The 18930-nt window shown below is 43.8% G+C and carries 15 protein-coding genes, 3 tRNA genes and 1 pseudogene; 18 read left to right on the forward strand and 1 reads right to left on the reverse strand.

Annotated elements, in window-relative coordinates; all coding sequences use genetic code 11:
* Positions 1-183: 183 nt before the first annotated feature.
* Positions 184-1113, reverse strand: a complete 930-nt coding sequence (locus tag DW251_RS14685) for a LysR family transcriptional regulator (protein ID WP_021871442.1) — start codon at positions 1111-1113, stop codon at positions 184-186.
* A 212-nt stretch (positions 1114-1325) separates the two neighbouring features.
* Between DW251_RS14685 and DW251_RS14690 the strand changes: the two genes are divergently transcribed.
* The 18 genes and pseudogenes from DW251_RS14690 (at position 1326) to trpC (ending at position 18925) form a co-directional block, all read left to right on the forward strand.
* Entirely contained in the window at positions 1326-2792 is a 1467-nt protein-coding gene (locus DW251_RS14690) for an aspartate ammonia-lyase (RefSeq protein WP_118301615.1), read from the forward strand.
* A gap of 118 nt (positions 2793-2910) precedes the next feature.
* Positions 2911-2983, forward strand: a tRNA-Gln gene (locus tag DW251_RS14695).
* Between the two features lie 38 nt (positions 2984-3021).
* A tRNA-Gln gene (locus DW251_RS14700) sits at positions 3022-3094 on the forward strand.
* Between the two features lie 38 nt (positions 3095-3132).
* Positions 3133-3205, forward strand: a tRNA-Gln gene (locus DW251_RS14705).
* Positions 3206-3357: 152 nt separating this feature from the next.
* On the forward strand, positions 3358-4074 hold the full coding sequence (locus DW251_RS14710; protein WP_118301593.1) for an acyl-ACP thioesterase domain-containing protein: 717 nt from the start codon (positions 3358-3360) through the stop codon (positions 4072-4074).
* A 15-nt stretch (positions 4075-4089) separates the two neighbouring features.
* Complete coding sequence (locus DW251_RS14715) at positions 4090-4923, forward strand: S1-like domain-containing RNA-binding protein (protein ID WP_118301594.1); 834 nt, start codon at positions 4090-4092, stop codon at positions 4921-4923.
* A gap of 113 nt (positions 4924-5036) precedes the next feature.
* Positions 5037-5885: a YitT family protein gene (locus DW251_RS14720; RefSeq protein WP_118301595.1), complete on the forward strand. Its 849-nt coding sequence runs from the start codon at positions 5037-5039 to the stop codon at positions 5883-5885.
* Between the two features lie 227 nt (positions 5886-6112).
* Entirely contained in the window at positions 6113-7225 is a 1113-nt protein-coding gene (gene ugpC / locus DW251_RS14725) for a sn-glycerol-3-phosphate ABC transporter ATP-binding protein UgpC (RefSeq protein WP_118301596.1), read from the forward strand.
* A 198-nt stretch (positions 7226-7423) separates the two neighbouring features.
* A complete protein-coding gene (locus DW251_RS14730) occupies positions 7424-8512 on the forward strand; it encodes a helix-turn-helix domain-containing protein (RefSeq protein ID WP_021871448.1) in 1089 nt (362 codons plus the stop codon).
* A gap of 38 nt (positions 8513-8550) precedes the next feature.
* Positions 8551-9225 carry a cell division ATP-binding protein FtsE gene (gene ftsE, locus DW251_RS14735; protein ID WP_118301597.1) on the forward strand — a complete coding sequence of 225 codons (675 nt, stop codon included), beginning with the start codon at positions 8551-8553 and terminating at the stop codon, positions 9223-9225.
* Between the two features lie 37 nt (positions 9226-9262).
* Entirely contained in the window at positions 9263-10165 is a 903-nt protein-coding gene (gene ftsX, locus DW251_RS14740) for a permease-like cell division protein FtsX (RefSeq protein ID WP_118301598.1), read from the forward strand.
* A gap of 14 nt (positions 10166-10179) precedes the next feature.
* The gene (locus DW251_RS14745; protein ID WP_118301599.1) at positions 10180-11385 is read left to right on the forward strand and encodes a peptidoglycan DD-metalloendopeptidase family protein; all 1206 of its coding nucleotides are present in this window, start codon (positions 10180-10182) and stop codon (positions 11383-11385) included.
* A 92-nt stretch (positions 11386-11477) separates the two neighbouring features.
* Positions 11478-12830: a S41 family peptidase gene (locus DW251_RS14750; protein ID WP_347474674.1), complete on the forward strand. Its 1353-nt coding sequence runs from the start codon at positions 11478-11480 to the stop codon at positions 12828-12830.
* Between the two features lie 224 nt (positions 12831-13054).
* Positions 13055-14527 carry a diguanylate cyclase gene (locus tag DW251_RS14755; protein WP_021871453.1) on the forward strand — a complete coding sequence of 491 codons (1473 nt, stop codon included), beginning with the start codon at positions 13055-13057 and terminating at the stop codon, positions 14525-14527.
* A gap of 418 nt (positions 14528-14945) precedes the next feature.
* On the forward strand, positions 14946-16412 hold the full coding sequence (trpE, locus tag DW251_RS14760) for an anthranilate synthase component I (protein ID WP_021871454.1): 1467 nt from the start codon (positions 14946-14948) through the stop codon (positions 16410-16412).
* Positions 16409-16959: pseudogene (locus DW251_RS14765) on the forward strand (aminodeoxychorismate/anthranilate synthase component II). Before trpE ends, DW251_RS14765 begins: the two are co-directional and overlap by 4 nt.
* 115 nt (positions 16960-17074) lie before the next feature.
* Positions 17075-18094 (forward strand): anthranilate phosphoribosyltransferase, encoded by a 1020-nt coding sequence (gene trpD, locus DW251_RS14770; RefSeq protein WP_021871457.1) that lies wholly within the window; start codon positions 17075-17077, stop codon positions 18092-18094.
* Between the two features lie 42 nt (positions 18095-18136).
* A complete protein-coding gene (gene trpC / locus DW251_RS14775) occupies positions 18137-18925 on the forward strand; it encodes an indole-3-glycerol phosphate synthase TrpC (RefSeq protein WP_021871458.1) in 789 nt (262 codons plus the stop codon).
* Positions 18926-18930 lie beyond the last annotated feature (5 nt).

Raw genomic sequence — 18930 nt, forward strand, 5'->3', positions numbered from 1 at the left:
CCCCTCAAGATTGAGGGGCAGGGGAGTTGAATAGGCGAAGCCTATTTTTTATGTCAAGTACTGTGATCTGTCACTGAACTATAGACAAATGGTTATAACTGTTATAGATATGATAGATAAGAAACAATCATTGATCGGTACATCTCGCATATCGTTTTACAGATTATTTATTACAATCATCTTTTAGATCATTTCCAGAAATGTACTGACTACCCGTGGCATATAGCGGCCCCGTTTATAATAAAAATTCACTTCCCGGAGAGCATCTTTATGATCCAGCTTGTAGTATACCAGGCCTTCATCGTCAGGAACATGGCGCACCAGGGTATCAGAACAGAAAGAGATCCCCATTCCATACCGGGACAGATTGTAGGCAGTGATCTGCTGGTCCAGCTCCAGTTTTATTTTGGGGAGAACATGGGCATTATGGCAGATGCGGTCTGCCCGGGAGCGGGTATCATTTCCGGATTTTAAAAGTAAAAACGATTCATTTTGAAAATTTTCCAGGGGAACCGGCGGGATCCGGGAGTTTAGATGCCGGTTTTCTCTTATATCGGAAGCTGTAAGGGCATAATTTTTCATTTTTTCATTTACAGCCAGGCGGATGGGCACAGCCAACAGCAGGTGTTCTTCACAGAAGAAACTTTTCTGGTAAACAGCCGGATCCATGTTTTTATTGTCAATGAGCAGATCTAAGGAGCCGGAGAAAAGGCGGTCTGTCAGCTGGGAAGTGGTAGCTTCCACCAGATCGACCTGGACCTGGGGATATTGTTCTGTAAAGCGGGATAAAAGAGGCGGGAGCACATAAGAGGCAAACAGATTAGTGCCGCCAATGGCAATGGTACCGCTTTTTAATTCTTTCATATCATTAATATAATTCTGAAATCCAGTTTCCACATCCATGATGATCTCAATGGAACGTATGTATTCTTTTCCCAGTTCTGTCAGCTGGATATGATTGGAACTGCGGTCAAAAATAGGAAAGCCGATCTGTTTTTCTGCTTTTTTAACTGCAGCACTTAAGGAAGGCTGGCTGATAAAAAGATTTCGTGCAGCTTTGGAAAAACTCATTTCTTTGTAAACTTCATAAACATAGTGCATTCCCTGGAACATGGGAGTCCTCCTTGTCCTTGGTATTCATACAGATAATGTATTATAGACATTTATCTATAAGAAGTATGAAATTATAAGTATTTGAAAATATTGTAGCCTGGATCTATAGTAGAGTCAAGAGGATGATTGCGTACAAAAGAACGAAAAAATGGTCACTGATGTACGTATGATAAATGTGGAGGAAAGACATGAGCGAGATCATGAATAATGGAATGAATGAAATAGGAAGTAATGGAATAAAAGGTAATGGAACAGAAGAGAAGAAATACCGCATAGAGCACGACTCTATTGGAGAAAAGGAAGTACCTATTGATGCTTATTATGGGGTACAGACTCTGCGTGCCCATGAAAATTTCTATATTACAGGCTTAAAAATGCATCCGGAGCTGATCAAAAGTGTAGCCCAGATCAAAAAGGCAGCAGCTATTACCAATTTTGAGGTAGGAGAGCTGGATAAAAAGCGTGCTTCTGCTATTACACAGGCCTGCGATGAGATCATAGCAGGGAAGCTTCACGACCAGTTTATTGTTGACCCGATCCAGGGCGGTGCAGGAACTTCCCTGAATATGAACGCCAATGAGGTGATCGCAAACCGTGCCATTGAGATCTTAGGAGGCAAAAAGGGCGATTACAGCCTGGTAAATCCAAATGACCATGTAAACTTCGGCCAGTCTACCAACGATGTATTCCCGTCCTGTGGCAAGATGGCAGCCTTAAAGCTGATCTCTAATGCTCAGGAGCAGTTAAAACGTCTGGAAAAGGCATTAATGGATAAGTCAAAGGAATTTGACGCTGTTATTAAAATGGGAAGGACCCAGCTTCAGGATGCAGTGCCCATCCGTTTAGGACAGGAATTTCATGCCTATGCATCTGCGATCCGCCGCGATATCAAGCGTTTTGACAATGCAAAAGAAGAGATCCGCTGCTTGAACTTAGGCGGAACTGCTATTGGAACCGGCTTGAACGCAGATGTACAGTATTTCCACAGAGTAGTTAAAAACATGTCCACATTGACAGGAGAAGAACTGGTGCAGTCCTATGACATGATCGATGCAACCCAGAACCTGGACAGCTATGCTTCTGTATCCGGTATCGTGAAAAACTGTGCAGTGAACCTTTCCAAGATGTGTAATGACCTGCGTCTTATGTCATCCGGCCCAAGGACCGGCTTTGGAGAGATCAATCTGCCTGCAAGACAGAACGGTTCTTCCATTATGCCAGGAAAGATCAATCCGGTTATCCCGGAGGTGGTAAACCAGGTTGCGTTTAACATTATAGGAAATGATATGACCATTACTATGGCAGCAGAAGCAGGACAGCTGGAATTAAATGCCTTTGAGCCGATCATTTTCTATAACCTGTTTGAGTCTCTTGAAACACTGGCATCAGCCGTTAATACACTGGTAGATAACTGTATAGTGGGAATTACCGCAAATGAAGAACACTGCCGTAAGCAGGTGGAGAACAGTATCGGTGTTATTACTGCGATCTGTCCTTATGTAGGATATGAGACAGCTGCCAATATTGCAAAAGAAGCGCTGCGCACCGGCAGACAGGTCCGTGATCTGATCCTGGAAAAGGGACTGATGGATGAAAAACAGTTAAATACAGTATTAAATCCATACACCATGACAGAGCCGGGTATCCTTGGAAAGGACCCTATGGACCAGCTTCGTTAGATGATCAGAATAAAATTGGGACAAAAATACAAAAAAATTAAAAAAGTGCTTGACTAGAACTGGTATTATATGTATAATAATCTTCGCAGTCGCGATTGAGGCTGCGAAGACAAAATAATGGGCTATCGCCAAATGGTAAGGCAACGGACTCTGACTCCGTCATTGTGAAGGTTCGAGTCCTTCTAGCCCAGCTAAAGCGCAAAGCGCTTTTAAAAACTTCCTATTATAATGGGCTATCGCCAAATGGTAAGGCAACGGACTCTGACTCCGTCATTGTGAAGGTTCGAATCCTTCTAGCCCAGCTAAAGCGCAAAGCGCTTTTAAAAACTTCATATTATAATGGGCTATCGCCAAATGGTAAGGCAACGGACTCTGACTCCGTCATTGTGAAGGTTCGAATCCTTCTAGCCCAGTTTGAGAGAGTCTTTGATTTCTGAGTTTTGGAAATGAAAGACTTTTTTGTTGCACCTGTAACCGCCCCGTGTTATACTTGGGGAGAAAAGCGGTTATCTATGATAACACATTTATAATAAGAAGAAACACTAAAAAGAAACAGAGGAAATGCATGTATACATTTGACAGCAGGATCCGTTACAGTGAGACAGATGAGACCGGTGCGTTAAGTTTGCTGGGAGTTATCAATTATATGCAGGACTGCAGCACGTTTCAGTCAGAGGATATTGGCCTGGGAGTAGAATATCTGGAAAAAAAGAAGAGGGCGTGGCTGTTGTCTTCCTGGAGGATCGTTATTGACAGATATCCGGTCCTGGGAGAAAGGATAAAAATAGGAACCTGGGCTACTTCTTCTAAAGGAATTTACGGTTACCGTGATTTTGTACTTATGGACCAGGAAGGAAATTACCTGGTAAAGGCAGAGTCCGTCTGGTTTTTCTGTGACACGGAAAAGATGATCCCGGTGCGTGTAATGCCGGAAGATGTAGAAGCCTACGGAGAAGGGGAAGCGCTGGATCTGGGAAAGGCACCAAGAAAGATCGCTGTTCCGGAAAATTATGAAGAGGAAACACCGGTTACTATTGCAGTCCATCATTTAGATACCAACCACCATGTAAATAATGCCCAGTACGTAGATATTGCAAGGGAAGCAGTAACCTGTACGAAAAAGGTAAAAGAGATCCGGGTGGATTATAAAAAGGCAGCTGTTTTAGGGGAAGTCCTTATACCAAGAGTGACGAAAACAGGGGAAGATGAGTGGACCATTGTGTTGGCCGGAGAAGATAAAGAGATCCGTGCGGTGGTCTGGCTTAAGTACGAAGAAGCATAAAAGGAGTATAAACATATGATAGAATTAGGAAAGACACAGGAATTAGAGATCGTGCGCACCAAAGAATTTGGCGTGTACTTAAGTGAGAAAGCAGGAGATGAAGCAGCAGTCCTTCTTCCTAAAAAGCAGGTTCCTGCAGGAGCAAAGATCGGAGATAAGATGACTGTATTTATTTACAAGGACTCTTCCGACCGTCTGATCGCAACCACAGGTACTCCAAAGTTGGAATTAGGCCAGTGTGCAGTTCTGGAAGTAAAGGATGTGGCAAAGATCGGTGCATTCCTTGACATGGGTCTGGAAAAAGACCTGCTCCTTCCATTTAAAGAGCAGACCCATCCGGTACGCAAGGGAGAAAAATGTCTGGTATGTCTCTATGCAGACAAGAGCCACAGACTGGCTGCAACCATGAAGGTCTACTCCCATATGAGTAATCAGTCTCCGTACAAGGCAGAAGACTGGGTAGAAGGTACTATTTATGAGATCAATGAAAATATTGGTGCTTTCGTTGCAGTTGATAATAAATATTATGGTTTGATCCCTAAAAAAGAGATGTATGGAAAGTACCGCGAAGGAGATACTGTTAAGGCAAGAGTCATGAGAGTCCGCGAAGACGGAAAGTTAGACCTTTGTGTAAGAGAACGTTCCTATGTGCAGATGGGTTCTGACGCAGAACTGGTATTAAAGGTGATCGATGAATTTGACGGAGTTCTTCCTTTTAATGATAAGGCAAGACCGGAGACCATTTTAAGAGAATTCCATATGAGCAAGAACGCATTTAAGAGAGCCGTTGGACATCTCTTAAAAGAAGGCAAGATACGGATTACGGAAAAGACCATAGAAAGGGTATAAGAAGTACTCTTAAAATATTGCAGGAGAATATCCGCAGATATAAATATGGGTAGCAGAAAGACAGTTGTGTTTAGCAGCTGTCTTTTGTTTTTAGATAAGGAGGGAACATAAAAATGCAGAAAATATGGAAAGATTACGGTGCCATCACCATAGGGACCATCCTCATTGGTCTGGCCACCAAAAATATTTTTGATCCCGCCAGTATGGTAACAGGAGGCGTTTCCGGTATTGCCATTATTGGAAAGGAACTTAGGAACCTGCCTTTGTGGGTCACCAATACGGTTTTAAATATCCCGCTGTTTTTGGCAGGTTTTAAGATCATGGGATGGAAATTTATTAAACGTACATTGTATGCAACAGTGTTACTGTCCGTTGCCTTTTATATCCTGCCGGAAGGTATGTATATAGAAGATGATCTGCTGCTGTCGGCTCTTTTTGGCGGTATCATCACAGGCGTTGGTACAGGTCTTGTACTGGCCGGAGGCTGCACTACAGGGGGAACAGATATGCTGGCCGCTCTGATCCGGGCAAAATTCCCCCATTATTCCGTTGCGCAGATCATGCAGGTATTAGACGGGCTGGTAGTAGTAGCCGGTGCAACCGTATTTGGGATCCGCGCTGCCCTTTATGCACTGATCGCTATTTTCTGTATGGGAAAAGTTGCAGATGGTCTTATTGAAGGAATGAAATTTTCCAAGCAGGTTTATATTATTTCAGATAAATATAAAGAAATTTCAGATGCCATCATGACCCGTATGGGAAGAGGCGTTACAGGTCTTGCGGCAAAAGGAATGTATTCAGATGAGACGAAAAATATGCTTTTTTGTGTAGTTTCCAGAAAAGAGATCGTGGAGATCAAAGAAATTGTATCAGAATACGATCCGAAAGCATTTTTTATCGTCAGTGACGCCCGTGAAGTTTTTGGTGAGGGATTTATTGAAGATAAAAACCAATTAACATAATAACCAAAGTTTTTGAGGCAAACGAAGGAAAACTTTGACAGATACAGCACTTTTTTAATTGAATATACATTTTAGCTAAATTCCAAATTTAGATTTTGTGGATTTACAGTATGGAATAAAAATACGCTTTCCTGTATGATAGAGACAGTTGCAAAAGACCTATATGAACTTCCTAAAAAGCCTGTAAAAGGGCAGGAAGTACATCTATAAATCAGGAGGAAAATAGAATGGCAAGTTTATCACTGAAGAATGTAACAAAGAAATATCCTAACGGATTTGTGGCTGTTAAGGACTTCAATCTGGAGATCGCTGACAAGGAATTCATCATCTTCGTAGGCCCTTCAGGATGCGGAAAGTCAACCACTCTTCGTATGATCGCAGGTCTGGAAGATATTTCATCCGGTGAACTGTATATCGATGGAAAACTGGTAAATGACGTAGAGCCAAAAGACAGAGATATTGCAATGGTATTCCAGAACTACGCTCTGTATCCACATATGTCCGTATATGACAACATGGCATTCGGCCTGAAGTTAAGAAAGACACCAAAGGATGAGATCGATAAGAAAGTACATGACGCAGCTAAGATCCTGGATCTGGAGCATCTGTTAGACCGTAAGCCAAAGGCTTTATCCGGTGGTCAGAGACAGCGAGTTGCCATGGGACGTGCCATTGTCCGCAGCCCTAAAGTATTCCTGATGGATGAGCCTCTGTCAAACCTGGATGCAAAGTTAAGAGGCCAGATGCGTGTTGAGATCTCCAAATTACATCAGAGACTGGAAACAACCATCATCTACGTTACACATGACCAGACCGAGGCTATGACACTGGGTACCAGGATCGTTGTTATGAAGGATGGTGTTGTACAGCAGGTAGACAGCCCACAGAACTTATATGACAAGCCATGCAACAAGTTCGTTGCAGGATTTATCGGCGCACCTCAGATGAACATGATCGATGCCCAGGTAGCTAAGAACGGTTCTGATGTAACTTTAGCATTCGGCGGACATACATTAACTCTGCCAGAAGCAAAGGGCAAAGCACTGGAAGCAGCTGGTTATGTAGGCAAGGTAGTTACCCTTGGTATCCGTCCAGAAGATCTGCATGACGAAGAAGCATTCCTGGCAGCTAATCCAAAGAGTACCTTCCAGGTAGAGATCCGTGTATACGAAATGTTAGGTTCTGAAGTTCTTCTGTACTTTGATATTGACGAAGCTAACTTCACTGCAAAGGTTAACCCACGTACCACTGCAAGACCTGGCGATACCGTAAAACTGGCTATGGATCTGGATAAGGTTCACATCTTTGATAAAGAAACAGAAAGCGTTATCATTAATTAATTATTAGCTAATATTCAGAGGAAATAGTGAAAATCCTCTGTAGAAAACGACAGTAAAAAAAGGCAGGAGAGTTTACAACTCTCTTGCTTTTTTTGTTATTTTGCATTAAAATATGAAAATAGGGAAAACAGTAACTCCACCATGATTTATCATGGCAATGTTCATAAATTTTCAATAAGGCGAAAAGGAGAGAGTTGAATGATCTCAAATCAGATACTTCAGACTACATTAGATGGATTAAAAGCAATCACAAGAATTGACTTAGGTATATGTGACACCGAGGGAAAGGTACTTGCTTCTACTTTTACAGATGCGGAAGAATCTGAAAGCTCCGTTCTGGCTTTTGTAGACTCACCGGCAGACAGTCAGGTGATCCAGGGCTATCAGTTTTTCAAGGTGTTTGACGAGCATCAGTTAGAGTACATCTTACTGGCAAGAGGAGCAAGTGATGATGTATATATGGTAGGAAAGTTAGCCGCTTTCCAGATCCAGAACCTGTTAGTTGCATATAAGGAGCGTTTTGATAAGGACAACTTTATCAAGAACCTGCTTCTTGACAACCTGCTGTTAGTAGACATTTACAACCGTGCAAAGAAGCTGCACATTGATACAGATGTAAAGCGTGTTGTATATATTATCGAGACTCACAATGAAAAAGATGTAAATGCATTAGAGACTGTACGCAGCCTGTTTGCCTCTAAGACAAAAGACTTTATCACAGCTGTAGATGAGAAGAACATTATCCTTGTAAAAGAAGTACGCCAGGGCGAGTCATATGCAGAATTAGATAAGACTGCAAACATGATCTTAGACATGTTAAATACAGAAGCTATGACCAAGGTACGTGTAGCTTACGGTACTGTGATCAATGATATCAAGGAAGTTTCCCGTTCTTACAAAGAAGCGAAGATGGCTCTGGATGTAGGCAAGATTTTCTACGCAAGCAAGAATGTGATCGCATACAGCAACTTAGGTATCGGACGTCTGATCTATCAGCTGCCGATCCCTCTGTGCAAGATGTTCATCCGAGAAGTATTTGATGGCAAGTCACCGGACGAGTTCGACGAGGAGACCTTAACTACCATCAATAAGTTCTTTGAGAACAGCTTAAATGTATCCGAAACTTCCAGACAGCTGTATATCCACAGAAATACCCTGGTTTACCGTCTGGACAAGCTGCAGAAGAGTACCGGTCTTGACCTTCGTGTCTTTGAGGATGCTATCACCTTCAAGATCGCTCTTATGGTTGCCAAGTACATGAAGTACATGGAAAGCCTGGACTACTAATTTCCGGTGGTTCTGGCACGTAAGAGGTAAGTTAGAAAATGATAGAAATAAGTCATGTAAGTAAATCTTACGGAAGCGGCAGCAAGGCCATCCGTGACCTGTCCTTAACCATTGATGACGGGGAATTTGTGTTTATCACAGGCCGCAGCGGTTCCGGAAAGAGTACATTGATCAAGCTCCTGATGAAGGAGCTTGATCCTACTAAGGGGCGTATTGTAGTCAATGATATGGATCTTGGGAAGATGCCCCGCAGATATGTTCCCAAATACAGAAGAAAGTTAGGGGTAGTTTTTCAGGATTTCCGCCTTTTAAAGGACCGGACGGTATTTGAAAATGTGGCTTTTGCCCAGAGAGTGATCGGTGTTCCATCCAGGATCATCCGCGAGACGGTTCCCCAGATGCTGCGCCTGGTAGGTCTTTCTTCTAAATATAAGGCATACCCGGGTCAGTTGTCCGGCGGCGAACAGCAGAGAGTGGCTATTGCAAGGGCATTGATCAACAAGCCGGAAGTTTTACTGGCGGATGAGCCAACAGGAAACCTGGACAGCTTCAATACCCATGAGATCATGAACCTTTTGGATGAGATCAACCAGAGGGGAACAACGGTGATCGTAGTAACCCACAGTCAGGAGATGGTTGCGGAGATGAACAAACGGGTCATCACCATGGACCGCGGGGAAGTCATCCGGGATGAGGGCGGAACCAGGAGATAGAAACGGCCTGGAACCGCCGGAAAGGCATAAGAAGTAAATGAGTACATTTTTATATTGCCTGAAACAGGGCGTTATTAATATATGCAGGAATATATGGTTTTCCCTGGCGTCTGTGGCAACCATTTCTGCATGTATTTTTTTATTTTGTCTGTTTTTTGCCATGGTGGCCAATGTACAGCACGGAGCCAGGGCTGCGGAAGAGACAGTAGGGATCTCTGTGTTTTTTGATGAAGGAATGGATGAAGAACAGATCAGGTCCATTGGATCACAGATACAAAGCTGGAGCGAAGTGCGGGAAGCAAGGTATATATCCGCAGAGGAAGCATGGGAGTCCTTTAAAAGTGAATATTTTGAGGGAATGGAAGAGCTGGCAGAAGGTTTTGAGGCAGATAATCCTCTGGCAAATTCCTCCTCTTATGAGATCTATTTAAAAGATATTTCTAATCAGGATATGATCGTAAAGCGGTTAGAAGGTATGGAAGGCGTGCGAAAAGTCCGTTATTCCAGCGCTTTGGTGGCAGGCTTTACAAGCGCAGGAAAGATGATCGGCGCTTTATCTGCTGTGATCATTGGTGTGCTGTTAGCAGTTGCTATTTTCCTGATCAGCAATACCATATCTGTGGCAGCTGCCTTCAGACGGAGGGAAAATGAGATCATGCGCTATATAGGCGCTACGAATTTTATGATCCGGGCACCTTTTATTGTAGAAGGCCTGCTTTTAGGGCTCTTTGGAGCAGTGATCCCTCTGGCTGGAATGACCATTCTTTATAAAAGAGGACTGGTGTATCTGAATACCAATTACCAGATGATCACAGGACTTTTTGAACTGCTGCCTTTAAAACAGATCTTTCCTGTAATGGCAGGTGCAGCTATGGCTTTGGGCGTTGGGATCGGAGCTATTGTAAGCTTTCTGACCATACAGAGACATCTGCGTGTGTAGAGAGGAAGGAACAGATGAAGAACCGAAAAAACAAATTTCTGGCTCTTGGACTGGGGGTCGTTCTTGGCCTTAGCTGTGTATTTTCTTCTTATGCTACCAGTGCGGATCTGAAGGATGCAAAGAAGAAAGTTTCATCTCTTCAGGAGGAAAAAAAGAAGGTCCAGGATACCTTAAAACAGTTAGAAGGACTGAAATCAGATGCAGCTGCTTATGTAAAGGAACTGGATAAGAAGTTGACTTCCTTAGACTCCGAACTGAGCCAGTTAGAGAAAGATATTTCCGCAAAGGAAGATCAGATCGAGAATACAAAAGCGGAGTTAGAAGAGGCAAAAGCAGTGGAAAAGGAGCAGTATGCTTCTATGAAACTGCGTATCCAGTATATGTATGAAAATGGAAATGTCAGCTTTGCGGACAGCATTATGACTTCTAAAAACGCTTCCCAGCTGTTAAACCGTGCAGAGTATGCCAGCCAGATCGCTACTTATGACAGGAAAATGTTAAAGGAATATCAGGCTACCAGGGAAAAGATAAATCAGAAAGAGCAGGATCTGGAAACAGAACATTCCAATCTGTTAGCACTTCAGGAGTCTACGGAAGCAAAACAGGCTTCTGTAAAGGAGCTGATGAGTTCCAAGCAGAAGGAACTGACCTCTTACAACAGCCAGATCGGTGCGGCTCAGAGTAGTATTGACCAGTATAATGCGGATATCAAAGCCCAGGAAAACCAGATGAAGGCCATTGAGGCAGAGATGAAGCGAAAGGAAGAAGAGGCCAGAAAGAAAGCGGAGGCCCAGAAAAAGACGTATAACGTAACTAATCTTGGGAATATTAGCTTTAAATGGCCATGTCCTTCCAGCGGACGTATCACCTCCGGTTTTGGCGGAAGAAAGTCGCCTACCAAGGGCGCGTCCAGCAATCACCAGGGTATTGATATTTCGGCCAGTACAGGAGCTTCCATTGTGGCAGCTGCCGATGGTACGGTAGTGATCGCTACATACAGTTATTCAGCGGGAAATTATATTATGATCGACCATGGCGGCGGCGTCAGCACCGTTTACATGCACTGCTCCCAGCTTCTTGCAAGCCAGGGACAGAAGGTGAAAAAGGGACAGACCATTGCAAGAGTGGGCTCTACAGGATATTCTACCGGTTCTCATTTACATTTTGGAGTCCGTTCCGGTGGAAGTTATGTAAATCCAAGTAAATATGTAAGCCCATAGGAAAGGGACAGTCCTTTGAAGGGCATTTTGCAGGAAAAAACAGCATAGGCTGTGAATAAGAAAAAGGCACAGGCAGATAGGAGAGCGGAGCAGTGGAAGAACAGGACAGAGAAGAGATCTCAGACAGCATAGATAAAAAGAAAGGGCGAAAAGGCGGCCGCTTCTGGGCGGGGGTCCTTGTAGGTGCCCTGATCATGGCATTGGCCGTTCTTTTGGTAGTAGGTGTATCTGCCGGTATTTATATTACAGGCAGAAAAGTGATCCGTACAGAGCAGTCTTCCGGTACAGGAAATGGTGCTCCGGGTATCACGGACGGCGAAAAGGCAAGCAAACCTGATCTGAAAAAGGTATCCTCAAAAATGCAGATGATACAGAGCATTATCGACCAGGTATTTTTATACGATGAGGATGCCACAGAGGTGGAAGAGTATATTTACAGAGGAATGATGGCAGGTTTAAATGACCCATATTCCGTGTATTATACAGCAGAGGACTATAAAGCGATCCAGGAAAGCACAGACGGAAGCTATTCCGGGATCGGAGCTATGATCAGCCAGAATAAAACGACGGGGCTGTGTACGGTTGTAAAGGTATTTGAAGGTTCACCGGCTCTGGAGGCTGGTATGAAACCCGGGGATATCATATACAAAGTAGGGGATACTCTGGTAGCAGGGGAAAGCCTGGATGTACTGGTAAGTAATTATATCAAGGGTAAGGAAGGCACAGATGTACAGATCACCGTATACAGGGCAGAGTCTGATACCTATGAGGATATGACCATTACCAGACGTAAGATCGAAGTTCCTACTGTAGAGTCAAAGATGCTTGCGGACAATACAGGTTATGTGGCAGTAAGTGAATTTGACGCTGTTACAGTGGAGCAGTTTGAAAAAGCCATTGATGAACTGGAAAACCAGGGAATGAAGCAAATGATCATTGATCTTCGCAGCAATCCAGGTGGTATGTTAGACAGCGCTGTTGCCATGGTAGATTACATTTTACCAGATGACAGGAAAGACTTTGAAAAGGGCGAAGGAAAGACTCTGATCGTGTATACAGCAGATAAAAATGGAAAGGGAGACACCTACACAGCTGCTGACGGACACGAAGTAGATGTTCCTATTGCGATCCTGGTCAATGAGAACTCTGCCAGCGCTTCTGAGGTATTTACAGGGGCTTTAAAGGATTACAAGAAAGCTGTAGTTGTGGGAACCACCAGCTATGGCAAGGGCATTGTGCAGAACCTGATCCCCTTAGGTGACGGATCAGCAATTAAGATCACCACGGCTCATTACTATACACCAAGCGGTTTTGACCTTCATGGAAAGGGAATTACCCCGGATGTGGAAGTAGAGTTAGATGAAAACTTAAAGAGTCAGTCCGTAGTTACACCTGAGGAAGATAACCAGGTGCAGGCGGCAATAGAAGCACTGAAAGAAAATTAAAGAGTATGTGAAAAAGCTGAGGCAGCATAGCAGTCAGATGTTATGCAGACCTTGGCTTTTTTGTAGATAAAACGTATGGAAATCGTATATAAATAGTAAGTAAACAGGCATAAATCAGATAGCTTTTCTGTCGTGTATTTGCTATAATCAGGTGTGTAGATAGTGTACTATATGCACAAGTATTGACGTTTTTTTTTGTGTGTTGGGGGGGGGTGGATAAAGGCATGAAAAAGAAAACAACTTATTATAAGCATTACACGATGGTTACGGGATTATTTATTTTGTCAATGATCCTGGGGATCATGATATTTTTTGGCTACGTACAGTCTTCTGTAAGGAAAAATTCCAGGCAGACCATGATGAACAATGTTTCACGCCAGAGTCAGCATTTACGGACGATCTTAAGCATTCATTACCAGTATCTGAATGAGATCGCGGAAGAGATGGCAAAGGAAGAAGAACTGTTTTCTCAGATCAATCTGGATACTCTGGTTACGATCCACAATAAAACAGATCTGGACCGGGTGGCACTGATCGAAACAGATGGTACGGCTCATTATGATACCGGGGATGTGAAAAATGTATCCCACCGCAGATATTTTAATGAGGCTGTAAACGGGCAGCAGACCTTAAGTGACCCAATAGAGAGCAGTGTTGATAAAGAAGTAAGAGTGGTCCTGGGAGTCCCGGTATTAAAGGATGGGGAGATTGCCGGTATTTTAGGCGGTTCTTATAATGTTACGGCTTTAAGTCACATGATGTTTGATGACCTGTTTGGGGGAAATGGCTACAGCCTGATCACAGATAAAGATGGAAACGTGATCACTTATGACAGAGTGTATTCAGAGCAGGAACAGGAGGTATTTTCCGGCAATATATTTGATTATTTTGATAATTGTCAGATCAGGACAGCTGCAATCCAGGACATTAAGACAGATTTTGCGGCTGGAGAAGAGGGAATTCGTGAATTCCGCTTTTCTGCCGGGAGAAAGCCCTTTTATTATATTGCCTATACCCCTCTTGGGATGAATGACTGGATGATCAGTTATATTGTTCCTGTGAGGGCAGCGGAAGCTTCCTATGACTTTATCAGGGATTATGAGATCATTTTTATCATTGTCTTTGGAATGTTGATAGCAGCCATGGTCCTTTTTATTGTTTATAAAAACCGGCAGGAAAAGGCGAGACTGTTAAAACGGGCACAGAGAGATGCACTGACAGGGCTTTACAATAAAAAAACGACGCAGGACCTGATCGAAAGGTCATTAGAAGAAGGGGAGGCAGAAAGCTGTAACGGCCTTCTCATTATGGATGTGGACTATTTTAAACAGGTCAATGACACCTATGGCCATATTGTAGGTGATAAGGTATTAAAGACATTCGGACATCTTCTTGCAAGACAGTTCAGGGAGCACGATATTGCAGGGCGTATTGGCGGTGATGAATTTATGGTCCTGATCCGGAATATAAATAATGGAAGTATTGCGGAAAACAGGGTGAAAAAGCTGATCGACGAGGTGAGAAGCCTTGAGATACCGGAGATGGATGGAAATGGCATTACCATCAGCGTTGGTCTGGCATTTTCACCGGAACACGGAACAACGTTTATGGAACTGTACCGTCATGCAGATACTGCATTGTATCAGGTGAAGCAGGGCGGCAGAAACGGGTTCAGTGTGTATGAAAAGGCAAATTAAAAGTTGACAAAATTTTTTAAATAGACATATTGACTTACAAAAAAAGCTATGCTATAATCCAACCAATTTAATACTTCAAACCGATGAAGCGGAGATAACGGCTATGATGCCTTCACAGAGAGCCTGAGGTGGTGGAATTCAGGTAAGAAACACATTGTCAAATGGATCGCTGAGGGCGCAGTCAAAAGCGAAGTTCCGGATATTGTCTGGTGCATATGCTGAGTATTCTGCGACGTTGCAGGCAGACGTCATTTGCCGGGGATATAGTTGTATCCTGCTAAGAACTCGGCTTATACCGTGAATCAAGGTGGCACCGCGGATCATATTTTAGAGAAATTGTATTCGTCCTTGACAGAGTAGTAGTATTCTGTCAGGGGCGTTTTTTGTTTATCCCAATTGTGCATAAGGAGGTCATTCTATGAAGTTTTTTCCGGAACTTGAGGAAGTTAAAAAGATCGCAGCAGATGGAAAATACCGTGTACTGCCTGTAAGCTGTGAAATGCTTTCTGATTTTACCACACCTATTGAAACCATGAAGATCCTTAAAAATGTTTCTACCCATTGCTACATGCTGGAGTCAGCCATGGCAAATGATAAATGGGGCCGGTACACATTTATGGGATATGAGCCGAAAATGGAGATCACCTGCAGGGACGGGGAAATGAAAGCAGGCAGTTTTTCCGTAAAGACAGAGGATCCTTCTAAATTTTTAAGACAGATATTAGCGGACTATAAAAGTCCAAGATTTGACTACCTTCCGCCATTTACCGGTGGTCTGGTGGGATATTTTTCCTATGACTATCTGGGATACAGCGAACCGGCAGTGCGGTGCAAGGTGGAAGATACGGAAAATTTCAAAGATGTGGACCTGATGCTTTTTGACAAGGTGATCGCTTTTGATCACGTAAGACAGAAGATCATTTTAATGGTGAACATGTCTTTGGATGATGTGGAAGTTGGATATAACAAGGCTGTAATGGAGTTAAAGCAGCTGGCGGAACTTCTGAAAAAAGGAGAGAAGAAGCAGGAACCGGGGGGTAAGCTGACAGGAGAAGTTACGCCTTTATTTAACAGGGAACAGTATTGTGCCATGGTGGAAAAGGCAAAGCATTATATCCGGGAGGGAGACATTTTTCAGATCGTTCTTTCCAACCGCTTAAGTGCTCCTTTTGAGGGAAGTTTATTAAATACTTACCGGGTACTGAGAACATTGAACCCGTCTCCTTATATGTTTTATTTTTCAGGAACAGATGTAGAAGTGGCAGGTGCTTCACCGGAGACACTGGTAAAACTGGAAGATGGCGTGCTCCATACATTCCCACTGGCAGGAACAAGACCGAGAGGAAAGACGGATGAGGAAGATAAGGCATTGGAAGAGGAGCTTTTAGCAGATAAGAAGGAACTGGCAGAACACAATATGTTAGTGGATCTGGGAAGAAATGACCTGGGAAAGATCAGTAAGTTTGGTTCTGTAAAAGTAGAGAAACTTCATTCCATTGAGCGGTATTCCCATGTAATGCATATTGGTTCCACAGTGCGGGGAGAGATCGATGAGATGCATGACGCACTGGATGCCATTGAGGCTGTGCTTCCGGCAGGAACCTTATCCGGTGCGCCAAAAATCCGTGCCTGCCAGCTGATCGGGGAACTGGAAAATAATAAACGTGGCATTTACGGAGGAGCCATTGGATATATTGATTTTACAGGAAATATGGATACCTGTATCGCCATCCGTATTGCATATAAGAAAAATGGCAAGGTATTTGTAAGAAGCGGCGCCGGTATCGTAGCAGACTCAGATCCAAAGAAGGAGTTTGAAGAGTGTTTAAATAAGGCAAGAGCCGCATTAAAGGCACTGGAAATGGCACAGGAGGAAGAATTATGATCTTATTAATCGATAATTATGACAGTTTTTCCTATAATCTTTATCAGCTGATCGGTGAGATCAACCCGGATATTAAGGTGATTCGCAATGATGAAATGACAGTGGAAGAGATACGGCAGTTGAAACCGGAACGGATCATCCTTTCACCGGGACCTGGAAGACCGGAGGACGCAGGGGTGATCGTGGATGTGGCAAAAACGTTGGGAAAAGAGATACCGGTTCTTGGTGTCTGCCTGGGCCATCAGGCCATCTGCGCTGCTTTTGGAGCTACAGTTACTTATGCGAAGGAGCTGATGCATGGAAAACAGTCGGAGGTGACGTTTGATACAGAGTCGTTGCTGTTTAAAGGATGCCCAAAGAGTATCATTCACTGGCAGCGGATCCGGAGACAATGCCGGATGTGCTGAAGGTAACAGCAGTGACAGATGACGGGGAGATCATGGCAGTACAGCATGTGGAATATCCGATCTATGGAGTACAGTTTCATCCGGAGTCCATTATGACACCGGATGGGAAAGGGATGATACAGAATTTCCTGGAACATTGATCGTTCAGCTTTCCTCCTGCGTCAGCAGGGGGATGACGAGAGCGGGAAGAGAGTACAGAATGTTTTGAACGGTTTGAAATTTTTAAAATGAGCAGAATATCAGGAGGTAAGAACGATGATCAAAGAGGCTATTGTAAAGATCGTAAATAAAGAGGATTTAAGTTATGAAGAAGCATATACCGTGATGAATGAGATCATGAGCGGAGAGACTACACCTACCCAGAACGCGGCATTTCTGGCAGCTCTTTCTACGAAAAGCGCCAGAGCAGAAACGACCGATGAGATCGCAGGCTGTGCAGCTGCTATGAGAGATCATGCTATCAAGGTAGAAACAGATATGGATCTGTTTGAGATCGTTGGTACTGGCGGTGATAATGCAGGAAGCTTTAATATTTCTACTACAGCGGCCCTGGTTGCAGCAGCAGGCGGTGTAAAAGTGGCAAAACACGGAAACAGAGCGGCTTCTTCCAAGTGCGGAACAGCGGACTGTTTAGAGGCGCTGGGAGTTAATATTGAGCAGAGTCCGGATCTTTGCAGAAAATTATTAAAAGAAGTGGGAATGTGCTTCTTCTTTGCACAGAAATATCATACTTCCATGAAATATGTTGGCGCGATCCGGAAAGAGCTGGGATTTAGAACAGTATTTAATATTTTAGGACCGCTGACCAATCCGGGAACACCGACCATGCAGCTGTTAGGTGTATATGATGAATATCTGGTTGAGCCTCTGGCAAGAGTTCTGGTAAGTCTGGGAATTAAGCGTGGTATGGTTATTTATGGTCAGGATAAGTTGGATGAGATCTCTTTAAGTGCTCCGACTACCATTTGCGAGATCAGAGATGGATGGTACAGAACTTCTGTTATTACTCCTGAGGAGTTTGGCTTTGAACGGTGTACAAAGGATGACCTTAAGGGCGGAACACCGGCAGAAAATGCAGAGATCACACGGTCTATTTTAAGAGGTGAAAAGGGTCATAAGAGAAATGCTGTTCTGATGAATGCAGGTGCTGCTTTGTATATTGCAGGGGAGGCAGAGGATATGAAGTCTGGTATTGCCCTGGCAGCAGAACTGATCGATTCTGGAAAGGCACTGGATACACTGGAGAAACTGATTGAAGTGAGTAATGTTCTCTAGAAAAGACTCCTAGAGGACATAGTAACGGAGAGGCGGAATAATATGACGATTTTGGATCAGCTGGCGGATCATGCCAGGGAGCGGGTAGAATATGGGAAAGAGAAAGTGGCTGCGGATGAGATGAGAAGGCGGGCCTTTGATCTTGGAAGAGAGGGCAGGCTGGGCAGTTTTGCATTTGAGAAGGCTCTTAAGAAGCCTGGGATCTCGTTTATTTGTGAGTGTAAGAAGGCTTCTCCTTCTAAGGGACTGATCGCACCGGATTTTCCTTATTTAAAGATCGCAAAGGAGTATGAAGCAGCGGGAGCGGACTGCATTTCGGTGCTGACGGAGCCAAAGTGGTTTTTGGGAAGTGATGCTTATTTGAGAGAGATTGCTGAGAGTGTGGGAATTCCCTGCTTGAGGAAGGATTTTACAGTTGATGAATATATGATTTATGAGGCGAAGGTTCTGGGAGCTTCGGCTGTGCTTTTGATTTGTTCTATTTTGTCAAAGGAGCAGTTAAAGGAATACAGGTGTATCTGTGATGAATTGGGACTTTCTGCTCTGGTGGAAGCTCATGATGAGGCAGAGGTGGAAATGGCCGTTGAAGCAGGCGCCAGAATGATCGGAGTGAACAACCGGAATTTGAAGGATTTTTCTGTGGATACGGAAAACAGTAGACGGCTTCGCAGCATGATACCGGCAGAGGTGCTTTTTGTATCAGAAAGTGGCGTAAGGGATGAGAATGATGTGAGAAAGCTTCGGGAGATTGGGGCAGATGCAGTTCTTATTGGAGAAGCACTGATGCGGGCTGAGGATAAGAAGGCGAAATTGGCGGCGCTGAGAGGTTAGAAAAC

This window comes from Clostridium sp. AM22-11AC, assembly GCF_003473545.1.
GTDB lineage: Bacteria > Bacillota > Clostridia > Lachnospirales > Lachnospiraceae > Enterocloster.